21 protein-coding genes are annotated in these 20,648 nt (G+C 56.5%); 4 read left to right on the forward strand and 17 right to left on the reverse strand.

Translation table 11 applies throughout. The features are described from left to right. Positions 1 to 58: 58 nt before the first annotated feature. Together B7444_RS01790 and B7444_RS01795 are read right to left on the reverse strand one after the other, a co-directional pair. Positions 59 to 688: a DUF4339 domain-containing protein gene (locus B7444_RS01790; protein ID WP_007282757.1), complete on the reverse strand. Its 630-nt coding sequence runs from the start codon at positions 686 to 688 to the stop codon at positions 59 to 61. A gap of 62 nt (positions 689 to 750) precedes the next feature. Then, a complete protein-coding gene (locus B7444_RS01795; RefSeq protein ID WP_007282756.1) occupies positions 751 to 1,041 on the reverse strand; it encodes a CsbD family protein in 291 nt (96 codons plus the stop codon). Positions 1,042 to 1,326: 285 nt separating this feature from the next. On the opposite strand from B7444_RS01795, the gene B7444_RS01800 reads away from it, so the two are divergent. From B7444_RS01800 to B7444_RS01815, 4 genes are read left to right on the forward strand one after another with little or no spacing between them, the layout of a single operon-like run. Next, positions 1,327 to 2,661 (forward strand): efflux RND transporter periplasmic adaptor subunit, encoded by a 1,335-nt coding sequence (locus tag B7444_RS01800; protein WP_007282754.1) that lies wholly within the window; start codon positions 1,327 to 1,329, stop codon positions 2,659 to 2,661. Positions 2,662 to 2,685: 24 nt separating this feature from the next. Further along, the gene (locus tag B7444_RS01805; RefSeq protein ID WP_007282753.1) at positions 2,686 to 5,871 is read left to right on the forward strand and encodes an efflux RND transporter permease subunit; all 3,186 of its coding nucleotides are present in this window, start codon (positions 2,686 to 2,688) and stop codon (positions 5,869 to 5,871) included. Next, the gene (locus B7444_RS01810) at positions 5,868 to 9,146 is read left to right on the forward strand and encodes an efflux RND transporter permease subunit (protein WP_007282752.1); all 3,279 of its coding nucleotides are present in this window, start codon (positions 5,868 to 5,870) and stop codon (positions 9,144 to 9,146) included. The genes B7444_RS01805 and B7444_RS01810 overlap by 4 nt, the downstream gene beginning before the upstream one ends. Then, entirely contained in the window at positions 9,146 to 10,681 is a 1,536-nt protein-coding gene (locus tag B7444_RS01815) for an efflux transporter outer membrane subunit (protein WP_007282751.1), read from the forward strand. The genes B7444_RS01810 and B7444_RS01815 overlap by 1 nt, the downstream gene beginning before the upstream one ends. 77 nt (positions 10,682 to 10,758) lie before the next feature. Here the strand turns inward: B7444_RS01815 and B7444_RS01820 are convergent, their stop codons facing one another. From B7444_RS01820 to rpsN, 15 genes are all read right to left on the reverse strand, one after another. After that, complete coding sequence (locus B7444_RS01820; RefSeq protein WP_007282750.1) at positions 10,759 to 10,929, reverse strand: DUF1328 domain-containing protein; 171 nt, start codon at positions 10,927 to 10,929, stop codon at positions 10,759 to 10,761. A gap of 398 nt (positions 10,930 to 11,327) precedes the next feature. Then, the gene (locus tag B7444_RS01830) at positions 11,328 to 12,644 is read right to left on the reverse strand and encodes an MFS transporter (protein WP_048843624.1); all 1,317 of its coding nucleotides are present in this window, start codon (positions 12,642 to 12,644) and stop codon (positions 11,328 to 11,330) included. 330 nt (positions 12,645 to 12,974) lie between these two features. Continuing rightward, positions 12,975 to 13,394 carry a 50S ribosomal protein L17 gene (gene rplQ / locus B7444_RS01835; RefSeq protein ID WP_007282746.1) on the reverse strand — a complete coding sequence of 140 codons (420 nt, stop codon included), beginning with the start codon at positions 13,392 to 13,394 and terminating at the stop codon, positions 12,975 to 12,977. 28 nt (positions 13,395 to 13,422) lie between these two features. After that, positions 13,423 to 14,442 carry a DNA-directed RNA polymerase subunit alpha gene (locus tag B7444_RS01840; protein ID WP_007282745.1) on the reverse strand — a complete coding sequence of 340 codons (1,020 nt, stop codon included), beginning with the start codon at positions 14,440 to 14,442 and terminating at the stop codon, positions 13,423 to 13,425. A 129-nt stretch (positions 14,443 to 14,571) separates the two neighbouring features. Further along, complete coding sequence (gene rpsK, locus B7444_RS01845; RefSeq protein WP_007282744.1) at positions 14,572 to 14,964, reverse strand: 30S ribosomal protein S11; 393 nt, start codon at positions 14,962 to 14,964, stop codon at positions 14,572 to 14,574. A 58-nt stretch (positions 14,965 to 15,022) separates the two neighbouring features. After that, entirely contained in the window at positions 15,023 to 15,400 is a 378-nt protein-coding gene (rpsM, locus tag B7444_RS01850) for a 30S ribosomal protein S13 (RefSeq protein ID WP_007282743.1), read from the reverse strand. A gap of 217 nt (positions 15,401 to 15,617) precedes the next feature. Continuing rightward, a complete protein-coding gene (locus B7444_RS01855; protein ID WP_007282742.1) occupies positions 15,618 to 16,199 on the reverse strand; it encodes an adenylate kinase in 582 nt (193 codons plus the stop codon). After that, positions 16,196 to 17,569 carry a preprotein translocase subunit SecY gene (gene secY, locus B7444_RS01860; protein ID WP_007282741.1) on the reverse strand — a complete coding sequence of 458 codons (1,374 nt, stop codon included), beginning with the start codon at positions 17,567 to 17,569 and terminating at the stop codon, positions 16,196 to 16,198. Before secY ends, B7444_RS01855 begins: the two co-directional genes overlap by 4 nt. Positions 17,570 to 17,665: 96 nt before the next feature. Further along, positions 17,666 to 18,151 carry a 50S ribosomal protein L15 gene (gene rplO / locus B7444_RS01865; RefSeq protein WP_007282740.1) on the reverse strand — a complete coding sequence of 162 codons (486 nt, stop codon included), beginning with the start codon at positions 18,149 to 18,151 and terminating at the stop codon, positions 17,666 to 17,668. A 1-nt stretch (position 18,152) separates the two neighbouring features. Then, on the reverse strand, positions 18,153 to 18,341 hold the full coding sequence (gene rpmD, locus B7444_RS01870) for a 50S ribosomal protein L30 (protein ID WP_007282739.1): 189 nt from the start codon (positions 18,339 to 18,341) through the stop codon (positions 18,153 to 18,155). Next, the gene (gene rpsE / locus B7444_RS01875) at positions 18,334 to 18,906 is read right to left on the reverse strand and encodes a 30S ribosomal protein S5 (protein WP_007282738.1); all 573 of its coding nucleotides are present in this window, start codon (positions 18,904 to 18,906) and stop codon (positions 18,334 to 18,336) included. The genes rpmD and rpsE overlap by 8 nt, the downstream gene beginning before the upstream one ends. Before the next feature lie 12 nt (positions 18,907 to 18,918). Next, positions 18,919 to 19,281: a 50S ribosomal protein L18 gene (rplR, locus tag B7444_RS01880; RefSeq protein ID WP_007282737.1), complete on the reverse strand. Its 363-nt coding sequence runs from the start codon at positions 19,279 to 19,281 to the stop codon at positions 18,919 to 18,921. After that, entirely contained in the window at positions 19,281 to 19,817 is a 537-nt protein-coding gene (rplF, locus tag B7444_RS01885) for a 50S ribosomal protein L6 (protein WP_007282736.1), read from the reverse strand. The genes rplR and rplF overlap by 1 nt, the downstream gene beginning before the upstream one ends. A 10-nt stretch (positions 19,818 to 19,827) precedes the next feature. Next, entirely contained in the window at positions 19,828 to 20,226 is a 399-nt protein-coding gene (rpsH, locus tag B7444_RS01890) for a 30S ribosomal protein S8 (protein ID WP_010502111.1), read from the reverse strand. A gap of 12 nt (positions 20,227 to 20,238) precedes the next feature. Then, a complete protein-coding gene (gene rpsN / locus B7444_RS01895; protein ID WP_007282734.1) occupies positions 20,239 to 20,544 on the reverse strand; it encodes a 30S ribosomal protein S14 in 306 nt (101 codons plus the stop codon). Between the last annotated feature and the right edge of the window lie 104 nt (positions 20,545 to 20,648).

A 20,648-nucleotide genomic window follows, 5' to 3' on the forward strand; every position in this document is an offset into this window, starting at 1 on the left:
TGGGTTATTTTTCAGAATAAGCTGTCAAGTGTGTTCCGAAAGACTCTTTCTGCCTTCTTTACAGGTTCTCCTGCTCGCTATCTCCATCCGTCGGGGCCGCTGACTGAACAGTGCCCGTTGAATGATGGGCATGTCTGGCCTGCTCCCGAATTTCAGGAAAACGGGCGATCGTGTCGCCTATGTTGAAAGCAAGCAGAACAAGACTGACCACCAGAAGGGACGTTCCTTTCCCCACAACCTGACGGCGACGCCAGAAGTACCCCGGCAGAAACAGCCACCACCAGAAGCCGGGCGGATTGTTGCCAGCTTCTCGAATAGCATTTCGGTCCAGGGTAAATGCCGTAAAAAACAGGCCAAGCACCAGAAGTCCGACAATTCCGTTAGTGCTCATGCGAGCCGCCTCAGGAACATGCCGCCAGTCCATGATATACAGCGTCAGCCGTCCCATGATCCACGGACCGACAAGAAGCACCCACGCCCAGTGTTCCGACACCTCTGCACTGGGCCTCAGAATACCCGTCAGAGGTGAAACCAGCCCCGCAGCAGAAGCCGGACGCCAGTTCTCACCGAATGAGGGGTTCCAGACAAGCGTCTCGGGACGGATCCGCTGCTGCATGATCAGACGCAGAATTTCTTCACGGGAAACGGGGCCAGACTGTTGCCCGTTGTTCTCGTAAAACCATTCCATAAAAAAAGCCTCCCGGATTACTCCGGGAGGCTTCTAGCACACGAAGTAACCCGTGCGTGAAATCAGCTGCTCTTGCGACCGAACAGCAGACCACCGACAATGATGCCAACAACGGTAGCAATGACCACGGAAATCAGTGGGCGATCCTGCACGAATGCCGTTGCAGCTTCAAGCTTCGTCTCACCTTCGTCATAGAGATCAGCAAATTCCTGCTGAGCCATGCCGGAAAGCTGATCGAACTTGCCTTCAGCCTGCGTTGCCGTATCGCCGGTGAGACCGCCGATACCATCCTTGACCTTACCCTTGGCTTCGTCGAGGAGGCCTTCAGCCTTGGTTGTCGTCGTGTCAGCCATATGTATCTCCTGTCTCCGGATATGATCCGTTCTCGCTGTTAACGGGCTACGGACCATAGGGTTGCCTCAAGAATATGGTGCGATCGTGAAATGGAGCAAGAGAGCAATATCCTGAAAAAGCAACTCTTTAGAGCGAGTGGTTTCAAATTCGTTTCTAAACCTGAACAGGATTTAAGGTCTTGTCATGGCAGGGTTGCGCCGCCTGCACTATAGAGGAACTACTGACAAAGGGGTGTCCTTCTCCAGCACACCCGGATCCAAGCGTACGGGAAAGACAGAACGATTATGGACGAGCAGACGGCCGGCTCCAGCGACCGCCACCAAAGCAGCAACGCTCAGCCCCTCCAACCCACCCGACGCCCCCGTCGGCGCTGGCTCCTTTGGGGGATCATCGTTCTCGTTCTCCTGCTCATTCTCTTTGCGGTCCTGCGTCCGCACGGAAAGAATGCCGGCAATGGGCACAAGGGTCAGGCAAGCGACGTCCAGCCTGTTGCTGTCGCAACAGTTCACACCGGGGACATGCCTGTCGTCCTGCAACTTCTTGGGACGGTCGTTCCCGTCACCAACGTGACCATCACCCCCCGTGTGAGCGGACACATTCTTGACGTGTATTACCAGGAAGGTCAGCACGTGAAGAAAGGTGACGAACTGGAGCTGATCGATCCGCGCCCCTATGAAGCGGCCCTGGCACAATACAAGGGAACCCTGGCCGCGGACCGCGCGCAGCTTGAAAAAGCCCGCGTTGACAATGCCCGTTACCAGACCCTGATCCGACAGAATTCCACATCTGCGATGACGGCCCGGGATCAGGAATTTACGGTCCAGCAGCTTGAAGGCACCGTGAAGTTCGACGAAGCAAACGTCCGTAACGCCGAACTGAACGTGATGTACTGCCACATCATCGCACCTGTTGATGGCCGCGTAGGTATCCGCGTACTCGATAAAGGGAACTATGTCTCTGCCGGCCAGTCCGGCGGTCTGACAATCCTGACGCAGATGGAACCGATTTCCGTTATCTTCACCGTTCCGCAGAACCAGATCGGCCCGGTTGCTGATCGCCTGCGCGAAGTCGGTGAACTGCCGGTTGAGGCCTGGAACAGCGACAATACCCAGAAAATCGCCGATGGCACTGTGAAGGCGCTGGACAGCCAGATCGACACCTCGACGGGCACTGTGCGTATGCGCGGTATCTTCGCCAACGAAGACGAGCGTCTGTTCCCGAACGAATTTGTTAACGCTCACCTGCTCGTTAACACGCTCCACAATGCCCTCATCATTCCTGGCAATGCGCTTCAGACCGGTCCGGACGGACAGTTCCTGTACGTTGTTCAGCCCGACATGACCGTGAAGGATGTGCCGGTTAAAGTTGGTGAGACCGATGACAGCAATGCGGTCATCCTGTCGGGCGTGAAAGCTGGAGACCGTGTCGTGACCGATGGCGTCAGTCATCTGCGCCCCGGCCAGAAGGTTTCGATCCCGGATACCTCGCCAAACCCGACCGCCGAAGCAGAAGCACAGACAGCCGAAACCCATCATCGTCATCGCAATGGTCAGCAGAGCACCGACGCTGCCAAGCATAGCAATGACCCGTCTGCCCCCGATGCCGCTGGCAATCACTGATCGCTCACAGGGAACAGCAAGACCGTGAATCCGTCCCGCCTGTTCATCGAGCGTCCGGTTGCCACCAGCCTCCTGATGTTCGCCATCCTGCTGAGCGGTCTGCTCGGCTACCATTTCCTTGCTGTCTCAGCGCTACCTCAGGTCGAGTACCCGACGATTACGGTCTCGACTTCCTATCCGGGGGCTGGCCCGGACGTAATGAGCACGTCCGTCACCGCTCCGCTTGAGACGCAGCTTGGCCAGATGCCAGGCCTTGACCAGATGACCTCCCAGTCCTCTGGCGGCGCATCGGTCATCACCCTGCGCTTTGGCCTCGACATGTCTATGGACGTGGCCGAGCAGGAAGTTCAGGCGGCGATTAACAACGCGACGTCCCTGCTTCCGACGGACCTTCCGGCGCCCCCGATCTATGCCAAGGTCAATCCCGCAGACACACCCGTTCTGACGCTGGGCATCACATCCAAGACGATGCCACTCCCGGAAGTGGAAGATTACGTCAACACGCGTCTTGAGCAGAAGATCAGCCAGATTTCCGGCGTTGGTCTCGTGACGCTGTCAGGCGGCAATCGCAAGGCCTACCGCATTCAGGTCAACATCCCAAAGCTGACCTCCTACGGCATCGCGATCGACACGCTGCGCACGATCATCACGACAGTCAACGTCAATTCCCCGACCGGCACGTTCGACGGGCCCAAGCGTTCGACCTCCCTGCGCATTGACGGACAGATCCAGTCCGTCGAGCAACTGATGAACCAGGTCATCGCCTATCAGAATAATGGCCCGATCCGTGTCCGGGATGTCGCCACAGTTGTAGAGGGTGCTGAGAATAGCCAGCTCGCAGCATGGTCGAACAAGACACCTGCCCTGATCCTGAACGTTCAGCGTCAGCCCGGCGCGAACGTGATCGGTGTCGTGGATAACGTTCTGCGCATCCTGCCACAGCTCAAGCAGGACCTGCCGCCGGGCATCGAGATCACGCCGCTGACGGACCGGACCACCACCATTCGTGCCTCCGTTGAGGACGTGGAGTACGAGCTTGGCCTTGCCATGCTGCTCGTTGTGGGTGTGATCTTCGTCTTCCTGCGGAACGTTCCCGCCACGATCATTCCAAGCCTGTCGGTCCCGCTGTCCCTCGTGGGCACCATGGCAGCGATGTACCTGCTTGGCTTCTCGCTCGACAACCTGTCGCTGATGTCCCTGACCATCGCGACCGGCTTCGTGGTTGATGACGCCATCGTGGTGATCGAAAACATCGCCCGCTACATCGAAGCTGGCGAAGACCGTTACACAGCCGCTCTCAAGGGTGCTGGTGAAATCGGCTTCACGATCATCTCGCTGACCGTTTCGTTGATCGCAGTGCTGATCCCGCTGCTGTTCATGAAAGATGTCGTTGGACGCCTGTTCCACGAATTCGCCATGACACTGTCGATCACCATCGTGATCTCCGCTATCGTCTCCATCACGCTGGTCCCGATGATGTGCGCCCGGATGCTGACGGACACGCACGCTCCATCCGCAAGTCACGGCATGTGGGGGCGCCTCTCCAACGCAACCGAGCGCGGCATCAATGGCATGATCGCGCTTTATGGTCGGTGGCTCGATGTGGTTCTCCGCTTCCGCGGGCTAACGCTTCTGGTTACGCTTGGCACGATCATCCTGACAGGCGTTCTGGCCTACACGATCCCGAAAGGCTTCTTCCCGACGCAGGATACCGGCGTTGTTCAGGGCATTTCGGTCATGTCACAGGCCATTTCTTTCGAGGGCATGAAAGACCGCCAGCAGGCACTGGGCGCAGAAATCCTCAAGGATCCGGACGTCGCCAGCATTTCGTCTTTCGTAGGGATCGACGGCCAGAACATGACGATGAACGTTGGGCGGTTCCTCATCAACCTGAAGCCGCGAGACGATCGTACATCTGACCTGACAACCACCCTTCAGCGTCTGGGACAACTCGGCCAGAATGTCGTCGGAACGCAGCTTTTCGTTCAGCCCAGTCAGGACCTCTCGCTGGATTCCTCAATCTCGGCGACCCAGTACCAGTTCATGCTGGAAAACCCGGACTATGACACCTTCAAGACCTGGGTGCCGAGGTTTGTGGCTGAGCTGCAGAAAGAGCCGTCCCTCGCAGACGTCACATCCGATCTTCAGGCCGAGGGGTTGGTTGCGCAGCTTTCCCTCGATCGTGCAACGGGTGCTCGCTATTCCATTACGCCGCAGACCGTGGACAACCTTCTGTATGACAGTTACGGCCAGCGTCAGATCTCCACGATCTACACGCAGGCCAACCAGTATCGTGTCATTCTGGAAGCCCTGCCGGAACTGCAGAACGACCTGACTTCCCTGAGTCAGCTTTATCTCCCGGGCATTTCATCGGAAGCCGGAGGCAGCACATCCGGACCAACACGTCAGCCGACGTCCGGTCTGGTGCCGCTCAAGCAGGTCACAACCATCACCCATAGCCTGGCACCGTTGCTCATCAGCCATTACGGCCAGTTCCCTGCCACGACGATTTCGTTCAACGTGGCCAAGGGATACTCACTGGGCGCTGCAACAAACGCCATCGAGCGTGTGGAACAGAGCATCGGCCTGCCCCCTGCGTTCCAGACCGCGTTTCAGGGAACAGCGGCAGCGTTCCGTTCCTCCCTGACGAATGAGATCTGGCTGGTCATGGCGGCCGTCATCGCGGTCTATATCGTGCTGGGAATTCTCTATGAGAGCTTCATCCACCCCATCACGATCCTGTCCACGCTCCCCTCCGCAGCTATCGGAGCGCTGATCGGTCTTTACCTGTTCGGGATGGATCTCGACATCATGGGCATCATCGGCATCGTGCTGCTGATCGGCATCGTGAAAAAGAACGCCATCATGATGATCGACTTCGCCCTCGAGGCGGAGCGTCTTGAGGGACATACGCCACTGGAAGCCATTCGTCAGGCGGCCCTGTTGCGTTTCCGTCCCATTCTGATGACGACACTCGCCGCCCTGTTCGGTGCCCTCCCTCTGATGCTGAGCCATGGCGTCGGATCGGAACTGCGCCGCCCATTGGGTGTCGCCATCGTCTGCGGCCTGATGCTGTCGCAGATGCTGACCCTGTTCACCACACCGGTCATCTACCTGTTCATGGACGGGATCGGTCGCAGAACGCGCACGCTGATGCAGCGCTATCACGCTGGCCGGGCACCGTCCCCCAGCCCGCATAGCAATCCGTGACGTTGATTCGCCTCTTCGTCATGAGGCCAGTCGGGACAACCCTTCTGGCCGTTGCGCTCGTGATCGCCGGCACTCTTGGCTACTTCAGCCTCCCCGTTGCCGACCTCCCGAACGTGGACTTCCCGGTCATCATGGTGATGGCCAATCAGCCTGGCGGTTCTCCTTCCGAGATTGCCAGCACGGTTGCTGCTCCACTGGAGCGCCATCTGGGAGCCATTTCAGGCGTCACGGAAATGACGTCTGAATCCACGGTCAACCAGACGCGCATCACGCTCCAGTTCGACCTCTCACGAGACATCAACGGGGCTGCCCGGGATGTTGAGTCAGCACTGCAAGGCGCAAGACAGGACCTTCCCTCAACCCTTCGCACAAACCCAACCTACGACAAGGCCAATTCCAACGGGCCGCCAGTCGTTGCCATGACACTGACGTCCGACACCCGGACTCCACAGGAACTCTACGAGTTTGCAAGCAATGTCCTGACCCAGCAGCTCAGTCAGGTGGAAGGCGTTGGGGAAGTCGAAATCCGAGGCAGTTCTCTGCCCGCCGTTCGTGTCGAATTGAACCCGTTACGCCTGTTCCGTTACGGCATCGGGTTCGAGGACGTCCGGGCAGCCCTCGCCTCAGCGAATGCCCATACCCCCAAAGGTTTCATTGACTCGCACGGCACCCGCCTGATGCTGTCAACGAACGATCAGGCGAGCAAAGCCGAAGACTACCGGGGGCTGGTCATTGCCTACCGTAACGGTCAGCCGGTACGTCTGACGGACGTTGCGGAAGTCAATGACAGTGTCGAGGATCTCCGGCAGACAGGCTTTCACAATGGTCAGCGCGCAATCATCTGCACGGTTTTCACGCAAGGTGGCGCGAACGTCATCAAGACCGTGGATGGGATCCGCAGGCGCCTGCCCATTCTCCAGTCGGCGTTGCCGGGCAACACCCATCTCAACGTCATGATCGACCGATCCAAGACCATTCGAGCGTCTCTGAACGATACGAAGCAGACCCTCATCATTGCCGTTGCGCTGGTGGTCATCGTCGTATTGCTGTTCCTGCGCAGTTTCTCGGCCATCCTTATCCCGGCTGTCGTCGTCCCGGTATCCATCATCGGAACGTTCGGCGTCATGGCCCTGATGGGATACCAGTTCGACAACATGTCCCTGATGGCCCTGACCATTTCGACCGGTTTTGTGGTCGATGATGCCATCGTCGTGCTTGAGAACATCACGCGATACATGGAAATGGGCCATGAGCGCCTGGAAGCCGCCGTGCTCGGAGCCAGTGAAGTCGCTTTCACGGTTCTGTCGATCACAGTGTCTCTGGTTGTCGTATTCGCACCCATCATGTTCATGGGTGGCGTTGCCGGACGGCTGTTCCACGAATTCGCGATGGTGATGGTCATTACACTCACCATCTCGATGATCCTGTCTTTGTCACTGACCCCGATGCTGAGCGCCATGATCCTTAATGCCGCACCAGCGAACAGTCAGACATTCTGGGGAAAGATCGGTTCCTTTCTGGAGCGCATGATTGACGGCGTGGCAAGAGGGTATGACCTCTCCCTCGGCTGGGGTCTCAAACATCCTTTCCTGGTCGTTCTTTCTCTTCCCGCCACGCTCCTTCTGGCAGGCATTCTTTTCGTGAAGATGCCAAAAGGCTTCTTCCCTTCCGAAGACACTGGCCAGCTCATGGGGCGCCTGGTGGCGGACCAGTCCGTATCTTTCCAGTCTCTGAAGGAGATCACGGCCCGCGCCATGAAAGTTGTCGCGGCGGATAAGGACGTTGCTGGCGTCATGGGAGGCGCAGGCGGCCGCTCTGCGAACTCGGCCAATCTGTTTATTGCTCTCAAGCCGAAGGAAGATCGCAAGGATAGTCTGGCGAAAACCGTTCAACGCCTTAACAAGGCTTTCGCCAACGTTCCCGGAGCCCAACTGCGCCTTATGGCTCCAGGACCCGTGCGTGTTGGTGCACGCTCCGGAGATGCGTCCTATCAGTATTCGCTGGAAGGGCCATCGGCTGAAGAGCTGTACGAGTGGACGCCAAAAATTGTTGCCGCCCTCTCCCGAATTCCTCTCCTGATGAATGTATCGTCCAATGTGGAAGAAGGAGGTCAGGCCATTGCGATTGCCATCAATCGCGACATGAGCTCCCGTTATTCCATCACCCCGCAGTTGATCGCCAATACGCTCTATGACGCCTTCGGCCAGCGCTCTGCATCGGTGATTTACGGCAACCTGAACCAGTATCATGTGGTCATGGAAGTGGCGCCCCGTTACTGGGAAAGCCCTGAGACCCTGAAGCAGATGTGGGTCAGTGCCTCAGGTGGCACTGCGGCCGGTGGCACATCCTCCAACAACATCCGCGCACGGTCCAGCACGACATCCACCACCCTGTCCCAGAGCGAGGAATCCTACGTCAACTCTGTTGCCAACTCTCTCGCTGGCGGCAAATCGGCCTCAAGTGGTGCGGCTGTCACGACCAGTTCGGAGAACATGATTCCACTTGGAGTTCTGGGTCATCAGAGAATGACAAACACGGCTCTGACAGTGAATCATGACGGTCTGTCGGTCGCCACAACGGTCTCCTTTGATCTTGCCCCTGGCGCCTCACTCGGGCCTGCCGTTCAGGCTGTGGAAGCTGCCATGGTCAAACTTCATGTTCCGCCCACCATTCACGGTGGTTTCGCAGGGAACGCGGCGGCTTTCCAGAAATCCGTCAGTGATGAACCCCTGCTGATCCTTGCAGCTCTGGCGGCGGTCTACATTGTTCTGGGGATGCTTTACGAGAGCCTCATCCACCCGTTGACCATCCTCTCTACCCTTCCTTCCGCTGGCGTCGGGGCCTTGCTGGCCCTTCAGGTTTTCGGACAGGAATTTTCACTGATGGCCATGATCGGTGTCATTCTGCTGATCGGCATTGTGAAGAAAAACGCCATCATGCTGATCGACTTCGCCCTTGTTGCCCAACGTGAGGGTGCGACCGCTTTTGAGGCCATTCATCAAGCCAGCATCCTACGCTTTCGTCCCATCCTCATGACGTCTCTGGCTGCCGCATTTGGCGCCGTGCCGCTTGTTTTTGGAAATGGATATGGCAGCGAACTACGCAGGCCGCTCGGCATCGCCATTCTCGGCGGCCTGATGGTCAGCCAGCTTCTCACACTCTACAGCACGCCCGTCGTGTTTCTTTATCTCGATCGTTTCGGCAAGATGCTCGGCTGCGTCCGGCATCACTTTGCCATCCTGCTTCACATCTCGCCCCGGGAAACGGAAATCTGATGACCGCCCTTCGCATGCCTTCCCTGCGCGCTCTTCTTCTGGGAGCCGCCGCCCTGCCTTTCCTGAGCGGCTGCATGGTCGGACCGAATTACCATCGTCCCTCGGCGATCATTTCTCCGCATTTCAAGGAAGTTCCACCGCCAGCAGGATGGAACAAGGCACAGCCTGACCTGGCTCTCATGCCCAAAGGAGACTGGTGGACCATCTTCAATGATCCGCTCCTGAACGATCTGGAAGAACGCGTCGCGACATCCAATCAGAGTCTGAAAGAATATGAGGCGCAGTATCGCAAGGCTGCGGCAACAATCGATTCCATCAAGGCCAGTCTCTATCCAACCCTGAGTGGAAACTTCAGCTTCAACCGCAATTCCCAAGGCAGCAGCACTACCAGCACGAGCGGCGGCTTCACCTACAACTCCACCCAGTCCTATACGAGTAACACGTGGGCCACCGGTCCTTCAGCCAGTTGGACTGTGGACGTCTGGGGCAAAATTCGCAGACAGATTCAGGAACAGGTTGCAGCGACACAGGGCGATGCGGCCCTCGTCGCCAGTATGCGCCTATCTTACCAGCTCACTCTGGCTCAAGACTATTTCAGCCTGCGGTATCAGGACAGCTTGATCGACCTCTACGCGCGTAATGTCGGGCTGTACCGGGACAATCTGAAAATCCTGCAGAACCAGCTTGAAGCCGGCGTCGCAGATCCTACAAGCGTGTTTCAGGCGAAGTATCTTCTGCAATCAACGGAAGCCAGCCTGGCCAATGCCCATGTTGCCCGCGCCCAATATGAACATGCTATAGCGGTTCTGACCGGTCGTGCACCTGCAGACGTGACAATTGCATCTGCACTGCTTCCGAAAACCATCCCAGCCGCACCTGTCGCCCTCCCATCCATGATCCTTGAGCGTCGCCCGGATGTCGCTCAGGCTGAACGGAACATGGAAGCTTACAATGCGGAAATCGGCTACGCGATCGGGGCCTTCTTCCCGGAAATTACGCTGTCCGCGTCCTATGGATACAGCGGGAACCCGTTGCAGCAGTTGATTCAGACAGCGACACGAACCTGGAGTCTTGGGGCCGCGGCAACAGAAACGATCTTCCAGGGTGGCGCTCGAACTGCCGCTGTTCGTGAGGCAGAAGCGGACTACGATAATGCGGTGGCGACCTATCGCCAGACAGTCCTGGCTGCCATGCAGGACACGGAAGACCAGATGTCCAACCTCCATTATCTGGAACAACAGCTGACACTTCAGAATCAGGCCGTTGAAAGCGCTCAGGCTGCGGTTCGGGTGTCAATGAACGAATATCTTGCCGGCACCCAGATCTACACCACCGTGATCACGGCGCAGCAGACTGCCCTGCAATATGAACAAACTCAACTGAGTATCCGGCAGCAGCAATTCAATTCTGAAGTTGCTCTTCTGACAGATCTGGGAGGCGGCTGGAGCACGAAAGACCTACCAACCAAAGCGTCTCTCCAAACAGATAATCCGCTTCTCCCGTCCTTCATTCAGAAAGACAAGAACGGGCGATGAAAGCAAAAAGGGCGGGACCCTACCGGTACCCGCCCTTTTTCATGTTTCATGCCCTCATAGAGCGATGCTGAAAGCTCTTAGAGAGCGTGCAGCCCGGCTACACCTGCGAGAATTGCCAGCACGGCAAGAACCAGGAAGATAATGAAGAAAAGCTTAGCGATACCCGCCGTAGCAGCGGAGATCCCCGAAAAGCCGAACACGCCGGCAATAATGGAAATGATAAAGAAAACGATAGCGTAGTGCAGCATGGGACATGATCCTCGAATTACAGGTCGTGGTCATGTCGTAACGTCATATGCCTCAGGAAGGTTTCTTTTCCGAAAAAAGACTCCGTCCCAACAACAGACCGCTGACGAATGCGCACAAAAGCAAGAAAAACGGCTGATCCACCATCAGATCTGCCAGCAGAGCCCGGCTCTCATTTGCAACAGTGCCAATATTTTTCTTGACGCAGTCACAATTCACAAGACGCTCGGCCCCTTTCTGCAAAGAAGGAACTGTTTCATCCAGATACGGTGCCAGATCTGCATCCATCGTTTCAAAGCTCCATAATCATTTCATTCACACCATACAGAAACAGGGGCGGTTCGATAAAGAACCACCCCTGTTTCCTTAGACCTTGAAGACGGAAATGTGACCGATAGCTTTAGTGACCAACAGCAGTCGTCACTTCGCCCCGGGCAGCAGCCTCCTCCGTATAGCGACGAGCTTCCGGAGAAATCTTGAGAGCCAGCGTCATGCCGGCAGAGGCAAGATAGATCACAGCAAACGTCCAGATTACATAATTCAAACCGGGACCAAATACGGCGCCACACAGAGACACAACTGCCGGCCCAACCCAGGTAGAAGCACCTGCGCCCAATCCGAGAATAGAAAGTGCAGCAGCTTTCTCACGAGGGCAGATCTGCGGCATCAGACCCGAGAGCGGTACGAAAGCCGCAACGGTAGAACCATAGAAGATACCGGCAGCAGCAGCGGCCCAGAAATTACCCGGGAACCAGAGCGGCACATAGTAGAACAGGGGAATGGCTATGAAACCACCTATACCACCGAAAACCGCCACCACAAAACGATGACCCAGCATGTCAGCAACCATGCCGGAAACAAGGTTGAAAAGAATGTTGCTCAGGAAGATCAGCGACAGCAGGTTCAGCCATTGACCAAGAGTAAAGTGCAACTGGTCCACAAAGAACGCCGGCATAATCGCAAGGAAGGCATATTCCGAAGACGTATCAACGATACGAACAATGCCCGCAATCGTCGTCTTTGGCTCACGCCACATAATGCTCAGCGAGCCAAAGAAAATATCCTTGGTTGGAACATGATCCGGCAGAAGGCGTTTCTTGCCTGTGGGTTCATGCGTAAACAGAAGCGCAATAAGGCCGCCGACAATCACCAGACCAAGCGAGCACCAGAACGTCTTGAGTTCGCCAAGATATGGAATCGTGTAGCGGGCGAACTGCGAACCAAGCATCGGCAGGCCCGCGGAGAACGAGAACCAGAACCAGCCAGCAGCTGAACCCAGCATGGCGGCCGGCGTAGCGGCAGCAATCCACACAAGGAAACCATACGCGAACAGAGGGTAGGCAAATCCACGCAGTGCATAGAAAAAAAGGATCATCGGCCCGCTATTGGGTCCAAGTCCAAAAGTCAGGAAGCAGACTTCCAGCACGGACCACAGGACCAGCCCGATCCACATGACCTTCTTTGGCCCCATAAGATCAGACAGAGGCCCGGAGAACCAGGCTGCGATCATGACGGTGATGCCATACAAGGTGAAGAGTTCGTTAACGAACCCTTGGGAATGGCCGTGATGCAGCATGTAAGTGTCAAGGTACCCGGCTTCGACGCCATCCCCGACCATAAATAGAAGCTGACCAACAAAAGCCCAGAAAAGGGCGCGTGGGATGCCAAGAATTTCCGCTAGCCCGCGTTTTGGTGCGGCTGTTTCGGACATGTTCATGCTCTCCAGGCGTAGGCGCGTCACGAACCTGCCTCGACCTCATTGCCGAAACAGATATGGGATGCGTCGTTGCGGGCCCTACGAGAGTGCTCGGACCCGTTTCTCAAAATGATGCAGAATGAAAAGACGCTGACAGATTGCCTGCGTTCAAAAATATCCTCTCCGCCCCAATAAAAAGGGAGAAAAAGCCGGTTACAAAAACCGGACGGGAATCGTCCTGCAAGAGATGTGGCAAAACTACACACTTGGCACGGGAATGTGAACCGAAGAATAAAAAAAAGGCCGATGCATGACTGCACCGGCCTTTTTCTATTCGCGAAGAAAGGAGCCTCAGGCGGCTTCCTGCTCTTCTGCAACCGGCTTCGGACCGCTGTCCTGGCCCTTTGCATCTGCATCGCGCTCCACGAGTTCGATGACAGCCATGTCAGCGTTGTCGCCGTAGCGCACGCCAGCCTTCAGAACACGGGAGTAACCGCCAGAGCGCGTCTTGTAGCGCTCTGCGACCGTGCTGAAGAGCTTGCTGACGATCGTGTCGTCACGCAGCTGTGCGAAAGCCTGACGACGAGCGTGCAGATCGCCGCGCTTGCCAAGCGTGATCAGCTTTTCGACAACCGGGCGAAGTTCCTTCGCCTTCGGCAGCGTCGTCGTGATCTGCTCGTGCTTGATGAGTGCGACGGCCATGTTGCGGAACATGGCAGCGCGGTGAGAAGAGGTGACATTGAGCTTACGCCCGCTCACACCATGACGCATTGCTAGTTTTCCTTACCCTAAGAAGTTCTCAAAACGTCTCATCGAGACGCTTGGCCAGATCCTCGATGTTCTCGGGCGGCCAGGCCGGAACGCTCATGCCGAGCGACAGCCCCATACCGGTGAGAACTTCCTTGATCTCGTTGAGCGACTTACGCCCGAAATTCGGCGTACGGAGCATTTCCTGTTCGGACTTCTGCACCAGATCGCCGATATAAACAATGTTGTCGTTCTTGAGGCAGTTGGCGCTACGCACCGAAAGCTCAAGCTCATCAACCTTGCGAAGAAGATTGCGGTTGAACGGCAGGTCATCCTGCGGCTCTTCGTGCTGGACCGGACGCGGTTCATCAAAGTTGATGAACAGCTGAAGCTGATCCTGCAGAATACGCGCAGCAAGAGCCAGACTGTCTTCCGGCGTTACAGCACCATTCGTCTCAACCGTCAGCAGCAGCTTGTCGTAGTCAGTAACCTGACCAACGCGGGTCTGCTCGACCTTGTAAGACACGCGACGAACCGGCGAGTAGATGGCATCAATCGGGATCATGCCGATCGGTGCGTCTTCCGGACGGTTTGCAGCAGCCGCAACGTAGCCCTTACCCATGTTGACGGTGAACTCCATTCCGAGTTTCACACCATCATCAAGAGTGCAGATCACGAGGTCAGGATTCATGATCTCAATGTCATGACCGGCCTGAATCTGCCCTGCCGTCACTTCTCCCGGACCAGTCGCCGTGAGAATCATGCGCTTCGGGCCTTCACCATGCATGCGCAGTGCGAGCTGCTTAACGTTAAGGACAATGTCCGTCACGTCTTCGCGCACACCCGGAACAGCAGAGAACTCATGCAGAACGCCATCAATCTGGATGGCAGTTACTGCTGCGCCCTGAAGGGAAGACAGAAGAATACGACGCAGCGCGTTGCCGAGCGTCATACCGAAGCCGCGCTCCAGCGGCTCCGCCACGACGGTGGCGATGCGCGAGGCAACCGGGCCGGGCTCGACTTCAAGCTTCTCCGGCTTGATGAGGGACTGCCAGTTTTTCTGGAGAACCAAGGTCGTGGCCTTTCAAACAACGAAGCCCGCCAACAAAATTGGCGGCACCTGGCCCGCACGGATCGTGCGGTAGAAGATGCAATCACAAAACATGCTGCGCATCCCCAGGGATGCGCAGCACAGCATCACTCAGACGCGACGACGCTTACGCGGACGGCAGCCGTTATGCGGCACCGGCGTCATGTCACGAATGGACGTAATCGTGAAGCCAACAGCCTGCAGCGCGCGAAGAGCACTTTCACGCCCCGAACCCGGACCGGACACTTCGATCTCAAGCGTTTCCATACCGTGTTCGCGAGCCTTGCGGCCTGCGTCTTCAGCTGCAACCTGAGCAGCATACGGTGTGGACTTACGCGAGCCCTTGAAGCCCTGTGCGCCCGAGGAGGACCATGCAATTGCATTACCCTGCGCGTCGGAGATCGTAATCATGGTGTTGTTGAACGTGGAAAGCACGTGAGCAACGCCAGAGATGATATTCTTGCGCTCTTTCTTACGAATGCGCGGTGCTGCGGCCTTAGCCATAATAGAGGTCGTCCTAAAAGTTAGCGAAAAGCGTCAGAGTGAAGCAGTCAGGCGCGAATTAGCGCGTGACCTTCTTCTTGCCAGCAATCGCCACAGCCTTACCCTTACGGGTACGGGCATTCGTGTGCGTACGCTGACCGCGGACCGGAAGACCGCGACGATGACGCAGACCGCGGTAGCAGCCCAGATCCATCAGACGCTTGATGTTCATGGCCGTCTCACGACGCAGATCACCTTCGACGCGGTATTCGCCGTCGATCAGCTCACGGATCTTCACGATCTCGTCGTCAGACAGTTCGTTAACGCGCTTTGCCTCGGGGATACCGAGCTTGCTGCAGATTGCCTGCGCGGTCGACGGGCCAATGCCGTAGACATAGCGCAGGCTGATGACCACCCGCTTGTTGGTCGGAATGTTTACGCCGGCAATACGTGCCACGCCAATTCTCCCATCGACGCGGTCAATGGACCGCGTCAGCCTGTTTCATGCCCGGTCGGAACCGGATCGATTGCATCGCAGCTGACGTCAGTCCCAGTCCGATTCCGGAACCCAGGCCGCACTCACGCTGCAGATATGTCGAGGGCGCGCAATATAGCGGGCACCCCCCTTGAGTCAAATGCCAATGATCACTTTTGCGTGATCATTGGTCATTCAATCAATTTTTTGTCGTCTTTCCGAGGATCACGTCGATTTCGGCACCCACCTCATCAACACCCTGCATGCCATCCACACGCTTCAGACGTCCGGCCTTTTCATAATATGGAAGGATAGGAGCAGTCTGACGGCGATAGATATCCAGGCGTGACCGCACCACTTCCGGATTATCATCCGGGCGGCGGGTACCATCCTCAGTTGTCCGGGAAGCAATACGCTCTACGAGCTGATCTTCCGCAACATCCAGAAGAATGACTGCGTCAATCTTCAGTCCATCCATACCCAGCATGGCATCAAGCGCTTCCGCCTGACTTTCTGTACGCGGAAAGCCATCCAGAATGAAACCCTGAGCACAGTCCGGCTGAGAAATGCGCCCCTGGATCATCTTGACCATAATTGGATCAGGAAGAAATTCCCCCCGCTCCATGATCGCTTTTGCTTCCCGTCCGATCGGCGTACCCGCAGCAACCTCAGCACGAAGCATATCTCCGGTAGAGATCTGCTTCAGACCATATAACTGCTCCAGACGTTTCGCCTGAGTTCCCTTCCCCGCGCCGGGAGGGCCAAGAAGAATGATGTTCATCGACGCTTGCTCCCTCCAGGCCCCGAGCTTCGGGATCCACGACTACGCTGTTTCCGGATTAGCCCCTGATACTGATGAGCCACCAGATGAGACTGGACCTGCGTCACTGTATCAATCGTGACCGACACAATAATGATCAGGCTCGTGCCACCAAAGTAGAACGGCACATTATATTTGCTGATCAGGATCTGTGGCAGCAGGCAAACAACGACGAGATAGAGCGCGCCAATGGTCGTCAATCTGGACAGAATACGATCAAAATAGGACGCCGTGCTCGCCCCGGGACGAATACCGGGAATGAAGCCTCCCTGCTTACGCAGGTTCTCGGCAGTTTCTTCCGGATTGAAAGTCACAGCCGCATAGAAATACGAGAAGAACAGGATCATTGCTGCGTAAAACAGCATGTAAAGCGGCTGTCCCTGCCCCAGCTGCTGCCCGAGAACCGAGAGCCAGCCAGGCATGTTATGCCCGTTCATGAAGCCTGAAATCGTAACTGGAATCAGAAGAACCGAGGATGCAAAAATCGGTGGAATCACACCCGCTGTGTTTACCTTCAGTGGCATGTGCGTGGAGTCACCACCGAACATGCGATTACCGATCTGACGCTTCGGGTATTGAATAACAACACGCCGTTGAGCCTGCTCCATGAACACGATGAACGCTATGGTCGCGATCGCGAGCACAAGGAAGATCATGACAAAGATAGGAGACAGAGCTCCTGTCCGGCCAAGCTCGAAAAGGCTGGCCAAAGCGTGCGGCAGATTTGCGACAATACCGGCGAAGATGATCAACGAGATACCGTTGCCAACCCCACGAGACGTGATCTGCTCACCAAGCCACATCAGGAACATCGTCCCGCCTACCAGCGTAACAACACAGGAGGCGATGAAGAACATTCCCGGCATAACTACAGCGCTAGCACCGTGAGAGGTCATGTTCTCAAGCCCTACGGCGATGCCATAGGCCTGGAATAGCGCAATGAAAACCGTAAGATAACGCGTGTACTGGTTAAGCTTCTTACGACCGGCCTCACCTTCCTTCTTCATGGCTTCCATCGAAGGAAGAGCCGTAGAGAGAAGCTGGATGATAATGGAGGCACTGATGTAAGGCATGATGTTCAGGGCGAACACAGTCATGCGTCCGAGAGCACCACCCGTGAACATGTCGAACATGCCCAGAATGCCACCCTGATGCTGTGCCAGCAGCTGACCCATCACCGTTGCATCAACACCGGGAACAGGAATGTATGTTCCCAGTCGGTAAACGATAAGGGCCAGAAGCGTAAACCAGATACGCTTCTTGAGTTCAGTCGCCTTGGCAAAGGAACTCATATTGAGATTGGCGGCGAGCTGCTCTGCTGCGGAAGCCATCCACCTGTCCTTTCATGAAAACAGCGTCGCCGCACATCTGCACGGGACGCTGTTCACTATCTAACCATACCCCGGATAAATCCGGGAGAGGAGAACTCAGGCCTCAGCCTGAACTTCCTTCTTAGATGCAAGCACCTTTACGGAGCCACCAGCCTTCTCAACAGCAGCAAGAGCTGCTGCAGAAGCACCGTCAACTTCGATGGTCAGACCATGCGAGAGTTCACCCTTCGCAAGAAGGCGAACACCATGAGTCTTGCCGTTGACAAGACCTGCAGCGCGCAGCGTAGCTTCCGTAACAGGAGCGGATTTATCCAGCTTGCCTGCTTCAATAGCCTTCGAAATGGCGCCAAGGTTCACCGGAGCATATTCCTTGCGGAAGATGTTCACGAAGCCACGCTTAGGCATACGGCGATACAGCGGAAGCTGACCACCTTCGAAGCCATTGAGGGAAACACCCTCACGAGCCTTCTGACCCTTAACACCACGTCCGGAGGTCTTACCCTTGCCGGAACCGATGCCACGTCCAAGACGCTTCTTGCGATAACGAGAACCCTCGTTATCGCGGAGTTCGTTAAGGTTCATTTCAACCCTCCACCTTGATGAGGTGGGCAACCTTGCGGATCATTCCACGCACAGCAGCGGTATCTTCGAGCGTACGGGTGGAACCGATACCGCGCAGACCGAGACCAACAATGGTCTCTGCCTGGCCCGGCTTGCGACCAATGACAGAAGCGATCTGCGTTACCTGAACGGTCTTACCGTTTTCAGACATTTGCAGCCTCCTCAGTCTGAGCCTGCTCGCGCTTACCGAAAAGCTCTGCAGCCTTCTTGCCACGACGCGAAGCGACGTTGCGCGGGCTGCTGGCCTTTTCAAGGGCAGCGAAAGTAGCCTTGATCATGTTATGCGGGTTACGCGTTCCGAGACTCTTAGCGACAACGTCGTTAACACCCAGGCTCTCGAAAACTGCACGCATTGGGCCACCAGCGATGATACCCGTACCGGCTTCAGCCGCACGAACAACCACCTTGCCAGCGCCGTAATGACCGAACGTATCGTGATGGAGAGTACGACCCTCCTTCATCGGTACACGAATCATTGTGCGCTTGGCGCGCTCGGTTGCCTTACGGATCGCTTCCGGAACTTCGCGGGCCTTACCCGCTCCGTAACCAACGCGCCCCTTCTGATCGCCAACGACAACCAGCGCTGCAAAAGCAAAGCGACGGCCACCCTTAACAACCTTGGCAACACGGTTGATGGTTACGAGCTTGTCGACCAGATCATCGCCCTGCTCGCGCTCACGACCACCACGGCCGCCTTCTCTTGGCTCACGTGCCATGTGTGATCCTCCTTAGAACGAGAGCCCGCCCTCGCGGGCAGCCTCTGCCAGGGCCTTGACCCGGCCATGATAGACATAAGCGCCGCGATCGAACACGACGGCCGTTACGCCAGCTGCCAGGCCACGTTCTGCGATCAGCTTGCCGATCACTGAAGCCGCGTCCACGTTGGCACCGCTGGTGCCATTGCCGCGAAGCTCCTTTTCCAGCGTTGAAGCGCTGGCGAGCGTACGACCCTGTGCATCGTCGATGATCTGGGCGTGAATGTGCTTGCTGGAACGGAAGACCGACAAACGCGGCCGGCCGCCGCTCTTGCGACGAAGCTGGAAACGCAGCCGCTGACGGCGACGTTCCTGCAATCCTTGCTGCGATGCCATTACTTCTTCTTACCTTCCTTGCGACGCAGAACTTCCGTCTCGTAACGGACGCCCTTGCCCTTGTAAGGCTCAGGCTTACGGAAGCTGCGAATATCGAGAGCGACCTGACCAACGCGCTGCTTGTCGTTACCTTCAACGACGATAGCGGTCGGACGCGGCGTGGTGATCTTGATACCGGCCGGGATGGGATAAACGACATCGTGCGAGAAGCCGAGGTTCATCACCAGATTGGATCCCTGAACAGCAGCACGGAAACCCGTACCCTGAATCTCGAGAGCCTTGGTGAAACCAACCGACACACCCTTGACCATATTAGCGATCAGAGCGCGTGTTGTTCCCCACATCGTCCAGTTTTCACGGGACCGACGACCGATTGGAGCAACAGCAACAGAGCTGGCTTCAATCGTGACGTCCACATGACGGGACACCGGAAAGCTCAGTTCGCCGAGCTTGCCCTTGGCGGTGAAGATGCCGTCAACAACAGCAACCTGGACACCTGCCGGAACTTCTACGGGATATTTACCTACGCGAGACATGCGACCCTCCTCAGAAGACGCGGCAGAGAACCTCGCCACCAACATTGGCAGCGCGGGCCTCGACGTCCGAAAGGACGCCACGCGGGGTGGACAGGATCGACACACCAAGGCCGGCATAAACGCGCGGAAGTTCCTTGATCTTCGAATAGACACGACGGCCAGGCTTGGAGACCCTGTGGATTTCCTTAATGACCGGCTGTCCTTCTACGTACTTCAGCTCAATACGGAGCTGGGATACGCCCTTACGGACTTCTTCCGTGGAGAAACCACGGATGTAACCTTCACGCTTCAGAGCCTCAAGCACGTTCGTGCGAAGCTTGGAAGCGGGCGCAACGCATGCAGCATGACGGGCACGCTGAGCATTACGGATCCGGGTAAGCATATCACCCAGTGGATCAGACAACGACATTCGATCTATCCCTTACCAGCTCGACTTGACCATGCCAGGAATCTGGCCGGCGGACGCAAGATCACGCAGAGCGATACGGCAAAGCTCGAACTTACGGTAGTTAGCACGGGGACGACCGGTCAGCTTGCAACGAAGACGAACACGCGTTGCGGATCCGTTACGTGGCATCTGTGCCAGCTTAAGAGTCGCTTCAAATCGGTCTTCAACCGAAAGGGAACGATCCTTGATGATGTTTTTAAGAGCGGTCCGCTTTTCCTTATCGCGCTTTGCAAGAGCTGCGCGATGGTTATTACGGTTAACCGCTGAGATCTTCGCCATCTCGAATTTTCTCCCGGAACCTGTCAGGCCTATCCCGACGGTTTTCCAATCAGCGTGTCTATAAAGGAAAGCGGCCTCCCAATGGAAGGCCGAATCCTTATTTT

Source organism: Gluconobacter thailandicus F149-1 = NBRC 100600, assembly GCF_000964465.1.
In the GTDB taxonomy this organism is placed as follows: Bacteria; Pseudomonadota; Alphaproteobacteria; order Acetobacterales; family Acetobacteraceae; genus Gluconobacter; species Gluconobacter thailandicus.